This window comes from Acinetobacter tandoii (assembly GCF_008867985.1).
Classification (GTDB): Bacteria; Pseudomonadota; Gammaproteobacteria; order Pseudomonadales; family Moraxellaceae; genus Acinetobacter; species Acinetobacter tandoii.
Map to the genome: position 1 here is coordinate 71339 of NZ_VXLD01000012.1, position 12906 is coordinate 84244.

The following is a 12906-nucleotide window of genomic DNA, read 5'->3' on the forward strand; positions in this document are numbered from 1 at the left end:
ATGTCTTAAAATACAATAAGTCTTGAGCAAAACGTAACATAATTCAAGACAAAATGTTCAATCCTTCCCGATAGCTTACAGTTCTAAATTTAAATCAGTCACTGCACCCTTTTCGGCTCCGGTGGTCAGTTTAGCAAACTTCGCTAGCGCACCGTGGGTATAATTCGGTTTTGGCTTGACCCAACGGTTTTGCCGTGCAGCGATTTCTTGTTCAGAAACATGCCAAGTCATTTCCCGCGTTTCGGCATTAATCGAGATACGATCTCCATTCTGAACAAGACCAATTGGACCACCTTCATAGGCTTCAGGGGTCACATGCCCAATCACAAAACCATGACTGCCTCCAGAAAAACGACCATCGGTAATCAGCGCCACAGATTTGCCCAGACCTTTACCAATAATTGCTGAAGTCGGTTTCAGCATTTCTGGCATACCTGGTCCACCTTTAGGGCCTTCACCACGGATCACCACCACCTCACCTGCTTGAACTTCACCATCTAAAATGCCGCGCATGGCACCAATTTCACCTTCAAAGACCCGTGCTGGCCCTTCAAAATACAAGCCTTCTTTACCTGTAATTTTAGCCACAGCACCTGTTGGAGACAAATTACCCTTGAGCACCACCAAGTGAGAGTCTTTTTTAATCGGGGCATCAAACGGTAGGATAATCTGTTGACCTTCGGGGTAGTCATCAACCTCGGCTAAATTTTCCGCCAAGGTCTTTCCTGTGACAGTTAGACATGAACCATCGAGCATGCCAGCATCCAACATTCGCTTCATCAGTGGTTGAATGCCTCCTATCGCAATCAGCTCTGACATCAGATATTGACCAGAAGGACGTACATCTGCCACTACGGGAATATCTTGTCCGATACGGACAAAATCATCCAAACTCAGTTCAACCCCAGCGGTATGTGCCATCGCCAGTAAGTGCAGCACCCCATTGGTCGAACCGCCCAAAGCAATCAGCACTTTAATTGAGTTTTCAAACGCGGCTTTAGTCATGATATCGCGCGGTTTAATATCTAAACGCAGCAAATTCATTACGGCTTCGCCTGCTTTCTGACAGTCGATCCGCTTCTCATCGGAAACCGCTTCTTGTGCCGATGAACCCGGTAAACTCATGCCCAAAGCTTCAATCGCAGAAGCCATCGAGTTTGCAGTGTACATACCGCCACAAGAACCCGGCCCCGGTAGCGCGACTTCTTCAATCTGTTTGACTTGAATCGCACTGATTTCACCTTTGGCGTGTTGACCCACGGCTTCAAAGACAGAAATCATATCGGTATGTCCTGCACCTGGCTTGATTGTCCCACCATAAACAAATAAACCTGGACGATTTAAACGGGCTAAGCCCATGATGCAGCCCGGCATATTTTTGTCACAACCACCAATCGCAATTACACCATCATAGGCCTGACAGCCCACCACGGCTTCTATCGAATCTGCAATAATTTCACGGCTCAGCAATGAATACTTCATGCCTTCGGTGCCGTTAGAAATGCCATCTGAAATGGTGATGGTATTAAAAATAATGCCTTTCCCACCTGCCTGATTGACCCCTTTCTCAGCCTCACGTGCCAGTTCATTAATATGCATATTACATGGCGTGACATTGGCCCATGTCGAAGCAATACCAACAAAAGGACGAGTAAAGTCCGAATCTTTAAAGCCTGTGGCACGCATCATAGAGCGTGCAGGCGCATTTTCAATGCCTTCATAAACAGGAGCCGAATGTTCGCGGATATTGTCTTTACTCATTGTATTTTTCCTTGGCGGTGGCTGCGTATTGCTCTACGGTCTTGGCAATTTTTTCTATTTTTAGTGTATAGAAAGTAAGCGACACATGAAAGTACAATGAGGCTTTCGAGTCAATAACCGCTAATCTCTTAATAGTCTTAATATTTTTATCCTGAATCTATCCTGTTGTTGGATACACGGAAACGTCATCCGCAACCTGAGCAAGAATAAAAGCATTGCTTTTATTTGCAGCGCAAGACGAAGTAGTTGCCTATTAAATGGACTGTTTTTTCAAGATATTCTTTTAGATGCCGAAAATAAACAGGTTTTGCGGATGACCAATGGTTTTGCCTACTTTTGCCGAAACAAAAGTAGGTCGAACCGAAAGTAATAAACCGCAATTTGAGCCACACCTTTAAGATCCCCTTGTGCTGAACCAATAACTTTTAAATAAAAAAGCACCCCAAAATGGAGTGCTCTTTCTAATCGGTAAAAAACTACAAATTAAATTTCACGTACCGCACCTTTAGAAGCACTGGTAGTATGCATCGCATAGGCTTTTAAGGCTTTAGACACTTTACGCGGACGCGGCTCAGCAGGTTGCCAACCTTTGGCTTCTTGTACTTCACGGCGTGCTGCCATTGTTGCTTCGTCCACAGCCAAGTGAATCGTACGGTTTGGAATATCAATTTCAATACGGTCACCGTCTTCAACCAAACCAATCGCACCACCTTCAGCGGCTTCAGGCGAAACGTGACCAATCGAAAGACCAGATGATCCACCTGAGAAACGACCATCGGTAAGTAAGGCACAATCTTTACCTAAACCCTTCGATTTTAAATAACTGGTTGGATACAACATTTCTTGCATCCCCGGACCACCACGTGGGCCCTCGTAACGAATCACCACCACATCACCTGCGGTAATTTTCCCACCTAGAATCGCTTCTACCGCAGCATCTTGGCTTTCAAAAACACGTGCTATGCCATTGAATTTCAAGATGGAGTCATCCACACCTGCTGTTTTCACAATACAGCCTTCAAGGGCAATGTTGCCGTAAAGAACAGCCAGTCCACCATCTTGAGAGAAAGCATGTTCAGCATTACGAATAACACCGTTGTTACGGTCACCGTCTAAACGAGAGTAGTAACGGTCTTGTGAGAATGCAGTTTGCGTCGGTACACCACCAGGTGCTGAACGGAAGAACTGATACACTTCTTCGTCTTCTGTACGGATAATATCCCATTTATCCAAAGCATCTTTTAAGGTTTTTTCATGCACAGTTGGTACAGACGTATCCAACAAGCCTGCACGGTCTAATTCACCCAAAATTGACATGATACCACCTGCACGGTGTACATCTTCCATGTGCACATCTTGTTTTGCAGGCGCAACTTTACACAAAACAGGCACTTTACGTGACAAACGGTCAATGTCAGTCATGGTAAAGTCAACTTCTGCCTCATTCGCAGCAGCCAATAAGTGAAGAACGGTATTGGTTGACCCCCCCATTGAAATATCAAGGGTCATGGCATTTTCAAAGGCTGCTTTGGTCGCGATAGAACGTGGAAGAATGCTGTAATCTTCTTGCTCATAATGGCGTTTTGCCAGTTCAACAATCAACTGACCTGCTTTTTCGAATAATTTTTTACGATTTGCATGTGTCGCCAAAGTTGAACCATTGCCCGGAAGCGATAGACCCAACGCTTCGGTTAAACAGTTCATTGAGTTTGCCGTAAACATACCCGAACATGAACCACATGTTGGACAAGCTGAACGTTCATATTCAGCCACTTCTTCATCAGTGAAGCTGTCATCTGCCGCGACAATCATGGCATCGACAAGGTCAATCGCATGTTCATTACCACGAATTTTGACTTTACCCGCTTCCATCGGCCCGCCAGAGACAAACACCACAGGAATGTTCAGGCGCATAGATGCCATCAACATGCCTGGGGTGATTTTGTCACAGTTCGAAATACACACCATGGCATCAGCACAATGTGCATTGACCATGTATTCCACAGAGTCTGCAATTAAGTCACGTGAAGGCAATGAATACAACATGCCATCGTGTCCCATCGCAATCCCATCATCGACTGCAATGGTATTAAATTCTTTTGCTACACCGCCTGACGCTTCAATTTGACGTGCCACAAGTTGACCTAAGTCTTTAAGATGCACATGACCAGGAACAAATTGAGTAAAAGAGTTGACCACCGCAATAATCGGTTTGCCAAAATCTTCATCTTTCATACCTGTTGCACGCCATAAACCACGTGCGCCAGCCATATTTCTTCCATGTGTTGATGTTTTTGAACGATAATCAGGCATTTGCGTTTCCAACAAAGTTTGTGCTTGATATGAATCTGCGATTCACTCTGGCTAAATAAGACTGATGGATCATCTAGAATCAGTCGAAATATAGGCAACATCATACTACAGCGAAGTGTTTAACAGACAACCAGCATTCAACTTTCCTGCATTCAAACAACACAGGCTATATTCCGACACATGATCTCAAAGAAAGCTTTAATGAAACTACTATAAACCGAACACAGCAGATTAAATACAAAACTTTCATGAATATTTTTTTAATTTTGCATAACTAAAAGTTTTAAAACACCAATACCCTTGCTATTTTTTGCATCGCATATTCAACCAATCCCATGATTGTTACAGCGCATATTGTAGATTCGGCTTGGCGTTGCTTTTGACATATAATAGACGCAAGTTTCTATGGAATTTGATGTGTGAAAATCATCTTTGCCGGTACACCTGAATTTGCTGCATGTGCTTTGGCAGCGTTACTCAAAACAGAACATGAAATCGTTGCGGTATACACCCAACCTGACCGCAAAGCGGGTCGTGGTCAAAAACTGACTGCTTCAGCAGTCAAACAGTTGGCACTGGAACATGATTTACCCGTATATCAACCTTTACACTTCAAATCTTCCACTGAGGAAGGCTTAGCAGCACAACAACAATTAAAAGATTTAAATGCCGATGTGATGGTGGTTGCCGCTTATGGCCTCATATTGCCCCAAGTGGTACTCGATACGCCTAAATACGGCTGCCTGAATATTCACGGTTCATTGTTACCACGTTGGCGAGGTGCTGCACCGATTCAACGTGCAATTGCCACAGGAGATGCTGAAACGGGTGTCACCATTATGAAAATGGCGGCAGGCCTAGATACGGGCGATATGATGTATAAGACTTACTGTCCGATTGAAGCGACCGATACCTCAGCCTCATTGCATGACAAATTAGCGCTGCAAGGGGCAGAAGCAATTGTTGCCGTGTTGCACTCTGAACAAACCTTACAGCAATATTTAGCTGAGCGTGAAGTACAAGATGAAGCTTTCACGGTCTATGCACATAAACTTAGCAAAGCTGAAGCGCAAATTGATTGGTCACAAGATGCGATAAGCATTGACCGTAATATCCGTGCTTTTAACCCTTGGCCCGTGGCATTTATCCCACTCGATGAGCAAAATAACTTAAGAGTATGGAATTCTGTCTTATCACCTGAAACGACAGAAAAGACTCAAGTGGGTGAAATTATTGCGATTGATAAACATGGTGTACATGTTGCCTGTGCCAATCATACCGTCATCATACTCACAACTTTACAATGGCCAGGCGGTAAGCCACTGAATGCTGTACAAATTTTACAAACCCAAAAACTGAATATTGGACAAATTTTATAATGAAACAATCTCCCCACGCCTCAGGTAAGACTTTAAACTTACGTGCTCAGGTTGTTAAAACGTTATTGGCTGTCCAAAATGGTCAATCACTGGCATCGGTGCTTCAACAACACATGGCTATTGTGTCCGACAAAGACCGTGCCTTGTACCATGAATTAGTTCTTGGCTGTTTACGCCAATGGCACGCACTAAAACAGGTGACGTTACCATTACTGTCTAAACCACTTGAAAATCAAGTGGTTGAAACCTGTTTATACGTAGGTCTATACCAATTGTTGTGTACCCGCGTTGCAGCGCATGCGGCTATTTCTGAAACGGTAGATGCAACAAAACAATTGGGTATGGAAAGCTTAAGCGGTGTGGTCAACGCCATTTTGCGTCGTGCAACCCGCGAAACAGAACAGTTCTACGATGTTTTAGAACAAGCATCGAATTTGCCAAGCTGGTTATCCAAACGTTTGAAAAAAGACTGGGGGGATCAACTGGCTGAAATTAGCTATGAACTAAAACAAGTTGCCCCCCTAACCTTGCGCGTCAATACCTTACAGGTCAGCCGTGACGAATATTTAGAAATCTTAGAAGATGAAGGCATTGAAGCACATGCATGTGAACTTTCTAATGTCGGTATTGTGCTCGATGAGAGTATTCATGTGCCTAGCCTTCCGGGTTTTGAAGCGGGTGGTTTTTCAGTACAGGATGAACATGCGCAACTCTGTGCAACCTTGTTACCCGACTTAAATGGCAAATTTGTGATTGATGCCTGTGCAGCACCTGGAGGCAAAACAGCACATATTTTAGAGAAATATCAGCCGAAAAAACTGATCGCCCTCGACCAAGATGAAAAACGCCTAAAACGTGTCGCTGAAAACTTAGAACGTTTGGCTTTAAGCGAAGAGTCTGTAGAAATTATTACAGCCGATGCTGTGAAATGGACATCACCTGAACTTGCAGATTGTATCGTCCTCGATGCACCTTGTTCAGCCATTGGCGTGATCCGCCGTCATCCAGATATTCGTTTACTACGTCAATCGAGTGATATTGCCCAAACAGTTGAGCTACAAAAGAAAATTCTTGAAAATATGTGGCAACAACTCAAAGTGGGCGGCACATTGCTATATATTACCTGTTCAATTTTAAAAGCAGAAAATGAACAGCAAATGATCGATTTCTTTGCCAAACACACTGATGCGAAAGAAATTAAAATTAATGCTGATTGGGGGATTGAGCAGATTCATGGTCGTCAATTGTTCCCACAAATAGGGCATGGCGACGGTTTTTATTATTGCTTAATCGAAAAAACTGCCTAAAACTTTTCAGGAAAACAGAAACGCTCGTTTCTGTTTTTCACTCTCCAAGCTAACTCACATACTTAAACATCACCAGACTCAGTGCCAAACATGCCATACCTGTAACTAAACCATAGACTGTTTCATGCCCTTGCGCATATTTTTTGGCCGTCGGGAGTAGTTCATCTAAGGCCAAATACACCATCACCCCACCAATAATGCCAAATACGGTGCCATACACACTAAAACTTAAATACGGTGCCAAAAGAAAATAACCAAGCATTGCACCTAAAGGTTCAGCAAGTCCCGAGACCAGACTAGCAATTAATGCTGCACTTTTTTTCTGAGTTGCCATATAGACTGGCAAAGCAATCGCAATTCCTTCAGGAATATTATGAATACCAATCGCTACCGCAAGCGGTGCCCCAAGTGCGGGACTTTCTAAAGTCGCAAAAAAAGTCGCTAAACCCTCTGGTAAGTTATGTGCCGTAATCGCGAATAAAGTCAGCAATCCTGTTCGTAATAATTGTTGTTGATTAATGCCCTGCACACTTTGGTTTTCAATGGTTTCATGAGGGTTGGGAATACAACGGTCGAGAATTAAAACTAAAATCACACCCAGCAATAATGATAAAGTCCCAAAGGCATAGCCCGTTTTATCATCAAAAGCCAGACTAAAAGAATGAATAGATTTATTTAAAATTTCAGTCAAAGAAACATAAATCATCGCCCCTGCGGAAAATGCCAATCCAAACGAGAGAAAGCGATAACTCGGCTGTTTAAAGAATACAACCAAAATACCGCCCAGAACTGTTGCCAGTCCTGCAAGCAAGGTCACGCCAAATGCAACCCACACCTGATGCGGTAATAAGGTGTCCATAAAGTGATGCTCTAAATAAGAAAGCCATTATCTTAAATGATAATGGCTTTCATTTGCATATACTTGGTATTTACTGAAACAAATTATTTACAACGTGTGCTGATCTTTTACTTCGTCCAGCACTTCATCCAATTCTTCAGGGTTTTTCATCAAATGGAGAATCGACAATGCCAACCCGCCCCAGAGAAATACCATTGAGATAATCATCATTATGATAGCTTTAGTATTCATTCTGCTTCTCCTAGCGATCTTTGATTTTACTGAGGATAACGGCAACCACAGCGCAGAAAATTACACTGCCCCATCCAAATACGCCTTGTAAGCTCATACTATAAGTATCATAACCATTTTGAACTAGGTTAAAAATAGTCATGGTCAAAGTCGTTAACAAGATGAAAGACGTAATGACGGTTAAAGTAAAGTCCCAGCCCTTGCCCAACTGAATGGTTGAAATGCGGTTCACATGATCACGGAGCTCAATCAGCGCAGAACGCTTAAACCATGCAATACTGATAATCGAGATTAAAGCACCACCGATAATCCCGATGTTGTTGATAAAGTGGTCAATGATATCTACCAACTTAATCGCATTTACGCTAGAGAATAAAAAGATCGAAACTAGCGCGCTACCGCCACCAATAATCGATACAGCTTTTGGACGGCTCCATTTTAATTTGTCTTGCATGGCTGCAATTGGAACTTCCAAAATACTCACCATAGAAGAAATACCTGCTACAAATAGCGAGGAGAAAAATAGAAAACCAAATAAATCTGCACCAGCACCCAAGCTCGAAATAATTTTCGGGAAGGCAATGAAAGCAAGACCAATACCACCACTCACGACATCTTTAACATCTGTACCCGCAGCATGTGCCATAAAGCCCAATGCAGCAAAAATACCAATACCCGCCAAGATTTCAGTTGATGCATTGGCAAAACCAACAATCAAGCCAGAACCCGTTAAGTTGGTTTTCGGTTTTAGATAAGATGAATAAGTCACCATGATCCCGAAACCCACTGAAAGTGAGAAGAAGGTATGACCGTATGCTGCTAACCATACCTTATAGTCCATCATTGCAGACCAGTTCGGGGTAAAGAATGCGTTTAAACCTTGAGCTGCACCTGGTAAACGTAAAGCTTGAATCACCAAGAAAGTGAACAATACGAATAACAAAGGCATAAAGATTTTATTCGACAGTTCAACCCCTTTCTTTACACCACCAAACAAGATGATCAGAGTCAGTGCCCAAATACCTACAATTGGCCAAAACAAATGACTAACAAACTGTAAATCTAAGCCTGTTGCCTTTGTGGTTTGTAAATAAGTATTGAAGAAGAAGCTTTCTGGATCATTGCCCCAGGCTTGGCCAATCGAGAAGTAAACATAACTTCCTGCCCAAGTGAGTACGCTGGCATAGTACAAGCCAATAATGATACACACACAGACTTGCCACCAACCGAGCGTTTCACCTCCTTTAAATAAAGCGCGATACGCTTTTGGTGGAGAGTTATTGCTACGATGCCCGACAGCATAGTCTAAAAATAACAGTGGTAACCCTGCAGTAATTAATGCAAGTAAATAAGGAATAAGGAACGCACCGCCACCGTTTTCATAAGCAACGTAGGGGAAACGCCAAATATTACCTAAACCAACAGCCGAACCAACAGCTGCAATAATAAAACCAGATCGTGACGTCCAGTTTTCACGAGAATCTGCCATGAAACACACCTAAATCTTGGGGTAACTTTTATTGCTGCTTGTTATACGGATTAATATGGCTAGCAAAAAAGTACCATTCAAAAATATTTTTGTTGTTTGATTTAGCTTCCACCTTTTGGGTGTTTCGTTCTAAATTGCAAACAGATGAAATGCACACAAAATCTTGGTTAAAGTCTTTCGGATTGTTTTCACCTCTTAATCATTGAACAATACTCACTTTTGTTATTTTTTGCTGTAATTTCTGGATGAAAGTTCGTCCTTTTGTATTCTATTTTTAATCAATTGATCAAAATATAGCTCTTTTTTTATCATATTTTTTAAAATAGATTAACAAAGCCCAAAATGCAAGATTTTTAAAATAATGGAAAATTCCCTTAATTTATTGATTATTTTTTGTTTACATTTTATCTATCTAAAAATCTGTTAATTGAGTAATGTGGTTTAGCATCATAATCACACACCAAACTCCAAATTTTAAAGTAAATCCATGATTTAATTAAATTTTATTCCAAACCTCTCACCAAGCTCTAGCTCAGTTCAACCAGAGTAAAATTCAAAATCTAAAAAAGATGTTTGTCATTCACAATCATTTTGTACTAAATCAGAAATCTGTGGCTAGCCGATTCATCATTCTCTGAACTTTTATGTAAAAAAGCACTTTGACTACTGTTTCTTTTTTCGCATCGCTATATCATGCTCTGAAATACAACCGAATAGCTCTTGTTTTAACCTTTTTTTAACACAAACACACAACACAATTTAGGATAAAAGCATGAAAGTAGCACAAACAGGATTATTAGCATTAGGCGTAGGTTTGAGCGGCTTAGCTCAAGCAGATTTAGTCGCAGTTAAAGGCGATATCAGCTATTGGGCATATGATGGTCATGCCGAAATGAATAATACAGCCCCTTTTTCAAAGGAAAAACTAGATAATGAAGGTGCAGTCCAATTTTCTGTCGCTTTAGAACACCCAGTTCCAATTATTCCAAATGCCAAAATACGCTATGTTAATTTAGACACTCAAACAGAGAAAAGTGTTGCAGGGCAATCTAATTATGCAGTTAACCTTGATCACGCTGACTTCATTCTCTATTACGAAATTTTAGACAATGTTGTTGATCTGGATATTGGTGCAGGTGCGACCACTTTGAATGGTGATATCACCAATTTTGCAGGACAACGTACCAGTATTGATGAAACCTATCCGATTATTTACGGTACAGTCGGTGGTAAATTACCATTTACGGGTTTAAGTGCGAAAGCAGAGCTAACCTATAGCAACTTTGATGATGCGCAGTTAACCGATGCTTTGGCGGAAATTCAATACAACTTTATCGACAACATGCTCGTCGATGTTGGTGTAAAAGCTGGTTACCGAATTTTCACTGTTGATTTAGATGACTATAATCGCAATGATATTAAACTTGACTTCAAAGGTCCCTATATTGGTTTAGATGCACATTTCTAATTTCTGAAGTGCCCCTAAAAAAGCTGAATGTAAACATTCAGCTTTTTTTTTATTTTTCCGTCGATCCAGTTAAGACGTGGCATTAAAACTGGCATGATATTGAACATTACCTTGTGGAATTTCATTTTCAAATGTAAGTGCCTGAAAATACTCGGCAGGAACCCCTTCCAATACCAATAGACTCAGGGGCCGAAAGCCAAACCGTGCATAATAATCAGGCTCTCCCAACACCACACACCCTTTTGCCTGCTGCTTTTTTAACTGGGCTAATGCAGTTTCAATTAAATCTCGACCGATGCCTTGCCTCTGAAATTCAGGTAGAACTGAAACTGGGCCTAAACCATACCAACCTTCTTTACCTGATGAAATTCGCACAGGAGAAATCGCAACATGTCCAATGATCTGCCCATCAAGTTCGGCAACTAGAGAAATACTGAGTTGTCCTGACTGTCGTAATGCACGCAGGATAAATTGCTCATGATGATCGCTATAAATAGCCGATTCAAATGCCTTAATCGTCAAGTCTTCGATGTGATCAACATCTTCAGGTTGCTCAGCTCGAACTGACCATACAGACTTTTTATTTTGCATAAGCACCTCAATATTCAAATTCTTTGTGTACGTTTTTACTTACAGAGAACAACGATTTTTACGTCTATATACATTCCTTATTTCCTTTTATTATAAAAACATAGAGAAACAGGAAGTTTCTTTAAATAATAACAAAGATTGCAGGAAGCATCGTAATTGACAGGAGTTGATTACATCAAACCTTATACAGAAAAGCCCTGTCAGGATGATTGGGCTTTTCTTTTATATCAACAGTAGAATTCAGAATCTAAATAAACCAAATCAGATAAACATTACAGAATGCTTCTATTCCTTAAAATAACTCGTATTGACTCCCTATATTGCACTACCTAACATCTGAAATATTTTAATCACATCAGGAATTTTATTTTGTTGCACGTGCCCTCTCTAAACCATTTAGCCATATTGAAACAATCAACAGAAATTAAATTCGGCATTATTGCGTTAAGCATCTTCATGATCACAGGCTGTTCAGGTTTAGGCGGTGGCTCTTTAGAAAAACGGGCAGCAAAGCTATCTACTGGCATTCAAAAGGCATATGCTGTTGACTCAAACACAGCAAACCGCGTTGCACCAATGATTGTAAAAAGTGCCGAACTACATCAGGTTGATCCTTTACTGATTGCTGCCATGATTCGACAAGAGTCAAGTTATCGTAACTATGCAGTTTCACCCGCTGGTGCTGTGGGATTAACTCAAATTATGCCGATGTATTGGCAACAAACTTGCCCTGGTGATTTATTCGAAGAAGCCAATAATATCAATTGTGGCACCTATATTTTAGCCAAATATAATCAATCAGCAGGGAGCTGGAAAAAAGCCCTTGCCTATTATAATGTTGGACCTACAGGCTATGAGTCGAGTTGGAAAATGCGCCACCAAGGGAAAAAATATGCAAAACAAGTGAAGCAGCATGAAAATAAACTCAAAGATTCACTCTAAACTTTGATTTTAAGTATTTAAAAGCCCAACTTAAGATGGGCTTTTATCATAAAGCTATATTTACAAACTTTTTAAATACGCAATAACATCTTTATTTTCTGCCATTTCAGCTAATTCAAGTGCAGTATATTCTGAGCGATAATCGATTCTTGCCCCCTTACTCACAAGTAATTTAACTACATCTAAATGATCATTCTCCGCCGCAGCTTGTAGTGCACTATAACCCTCTTCATCTGTCTGATTCGGATCAGCACCATCTAATAACAACTGTTCGACTTGCTCAAAATCACCTAAAGATGACCAATAAACAAGTTCAGGAAGATGGAGTTCATCATCATTTTCAGGAATAGGAGTAAAAGAATTGAGTTCCATTAGATTTACCTTTTTATTTTAACCTTCGAATCCTCTATTAAAGCTTAAATTTTTAGAAGCATCTATATAGATTCAAGGACAATCATATACTTCAACCAGATAATAATCTGATTAACAATGTATTATATGATCTCTTAAGATTTATAAAAAATAGCAAGCCAGATAGTAATTTGGTTAGGATCTGTCTGAACCAC

General features: G+C 41.0%; 11 protein-coding genes. 4 read left to right on the top strand and 7 right to left on the bottom strand.

The annotated features are described in order from the left end of the window. Positions 1–75: 75 nt before the first annotated feature. Together ilvD (F4W09_RS14310) and ilvD (F4W09_RS14315) are read right to left on the bottom strand one after the other, a co-directional pair. Complete coding sequence (gene ilvD, locus F4W09_RS14310; protein WP_151505149.1) at positions 76–1761, bottom strand: dihydroxy-acid dehydratase; 1686 nt, start codon at positions 1759–1761, stop codon at positions 76–78. 483 nt (positions 1762–2244) lie between these two features. Next, positions 2245–4074 carry a dihydroxy-acid dehydratase gene (ilvD, locus tag F4W09_RS14315; protein WP_151505150.1) on the bottom strand — a complete coding sequence of 610 codons (1830 nt, stop codon included), beginning with the start codon at positions 4072–4074 and terminating at the stop codon, positions 2245–2247. Between the two features lie 419 nt (positions 4075–4493). Here ilvD (F4W09_RS14315) and fmt point away from each other — a divergent pair, with 419 nt between their 5' ends. Together fmt and rsmB are read left to right on the top strand one after the other, a co-directional pair. Next, the gene (gene fmt / locus F4W09_RS14320) at positions 4494–5453 is read left to right on the top strand and encodes a methionyl-tRNA formyltransferase (RefSeq protein ID WP_151505151.1); all 960 of its coding nucleotides are present in this window, start codon (positions 4494–4496) and stop codon (positions 5451–5453) included. Continuing rightward, the gene (gene rsmB / locus F4W09_RS14325) at positions 5453–6760 is read left to right on the top strand and encodes a 16S rRNA (cytosine(967)-C(5))-methyltransferase RsmB (protein WP_151505152.1); all 1308 of its coding nucleotides are present in this window, start codon (positions 5453–5455) and stop codon (positions 6758–6760) included. The genes fmt and rsmB overlap by 1 nt, the downstream gene beginning before the upstream one ends. A gap of 49 nt (positions 6761–6809) precedes the next feature. On the opposite strand, the gene zupT is transcribed toward rsmB, so the two are convergent. The 3 genes from zupT to F4W09_RS14340 form a co-directional block, all read right to left on the bottom strand. Beyond that, entirely contained in the window at positions 6810–7619 is an 810-nt protein-coding gene (zupT, locus tag F4W09_RS14330; RefSeq protein WP_044739784.1) for a zinc transporter ZupT, read from the bottom strand. An 87-nt stretch (positions 7620–7706) separates the two neighbouring features. Further along, the gene (locus F4W09_RS14335; RefSeq protein ID WP_016165722.1) at positions 7707–7850 is read right to left on the bottom strand and encodes a methionine/alanine import family NSS transporter small subunit; all 144 of its coding nucleotides are present in this window, start codon (positions 7848–7850) and stop codon (positions 7707–7709) included. Between the two features lie 10 nt (positions 7851–7860). Further along, positions 7861–9339 (bottom strand): sodium-dependent transporter, encoded by a 1479-nt coding sequence (locus F4W09_RS14340; protein ID WP_016165723.1) that lies wholly within the window; start codon positions 9337–9339, stop codon positions 7861–7863. Between the two features lie 772 nt (positions 9340–10111). On the opposite strand from F4W09_RS14340, the gene F4W09_RS14345 reads away from it, so the two are divergent. After that, positions 10112–10807 (top strand): TIGR04219 family outer membrane beta-barrel protein, encoded by a 696-nt coding sequence (locus F4W09_RS14345; protein ID WP_151505153.1) that lies wholly within the window; start codon positions 10112–10114, stop codon positions 10805–10807. A 69-nt stretch (positions 10808–10876) separates the two neighbouring features. Here F4W09_RS14345 and F4W09_RS14350 read toward each other — a convergent pair whose 3' ends face one another. Then, complete coding sequence (locus F4W09_RS14350) at positions 10877–11398, bottom strand: GNAT family N-acetyltransferase (protein ID WP_044739786.1); 522 nt, start codon at positions 11396–11398, stop codon at positions 10877–10879. A 456-nt stretch (positions 11399–11854) separates the two neighbouring features. On the opposite strand from F4W09_RS14350, the gene F4W09_RS14355 reads away from it, so the two are divergent. Further along, positions 11855–12340, top strand: a complete 486-nt coding sequence (locus F4W09_RS14355) for a lytic transglycosylase domain-containing protein (protein ID WP_151505160.1) — start codon at positions 11855–11857, stop codon at positions 12338–12340. Positions 12341–12400: 60 nt separating this feature from the next. Here the strand turns inward: F4W09_RS14355 and F4W09_RS14360 are convergent, their stop codons facing one another. Next, entirely contained in the window at positions 12401–12712 is a 312-nt protein-coding gene (locus F4W09_RS14360; RefSeq protein ID WP_044739787.1) for an ankyrin repeat domain-containing protein, read from the bottom strand. Positions 12713–12906: the final 194 nt, after the last annotated feature.

Excerpts from the sequence above, each read along its gene's own strand:
- F4W09_RS14355 (WP_151505160.1), top strand. The coding sequence starts at position 11,855 with ATGATCACAGGCTGTTCAGGTTTAGGCGGTGGCTCTTTAGAAAAACGG.
- F4W09_RS14335 (WP_016165722.1), bottom strand. The coding sequence starts at position 7,850 with ATGAATACTAAAGCTATCATAATGATGATTATCTCAATGGTATTTCTC.
- F4W09_RS14360 (WP_044739787.1), bottom strand. The coding sequence starts at position 12,712 with ATGGAACTCAATTCTTTTACTCCTATTCCTGAAAATGATGATGAACTC.
- ilvD (WP_151505149.1), bottom strand. The coding sequence starts at position 1,761 with ATGAGTAAAGACAATATCCGCGAACATTCGGCTCCTGTTTATGAAGGC.
- F4W09_RS14345 (WP_151505153.1), top strand. The coding sequence starts at position 10,112 with ATGAAAGTAGCACAAACAGGATTATTAGCATTAGGCGTAGGTTTGAGC.
- F4W09_RS14350 (WP_044739786.1), bottom strand. The coding sequence starts at position 11,398 with ATGCAAAATAAAAAGTCTGTATGGTCAGTTCGAGCTGAGCAACCTGAA.
- zupT (WP_044739784.1), bottom strand. The coding sequence starts at position 7,619 with ATGGACACCTTATTACCGCATCAGGTGTGGGTTGCATTTGGCGTGACC.
- ilvD (WP_151505150.1), bottom strand. The coding sequence starts at position 4,074 with ATGCCTGATTATCGTTCAAAAACATCAACACATGGAAGAAATATGGCT.
- F4W09_RS14340 (WP_016165723.1), bottom strand. The coding sequence starts at position 9,339 with ATGGCAGATTCTCGTGAAAACTGGACGTCACGATCTGGTTTTATTATT.
- rsmB (WP_151505152.1), top strand. The coding sequence starts at position 5,453 with ATGAAACAATCTCCCCACGCCTCAGGTAAGACTTTAAACTTACGTGCT.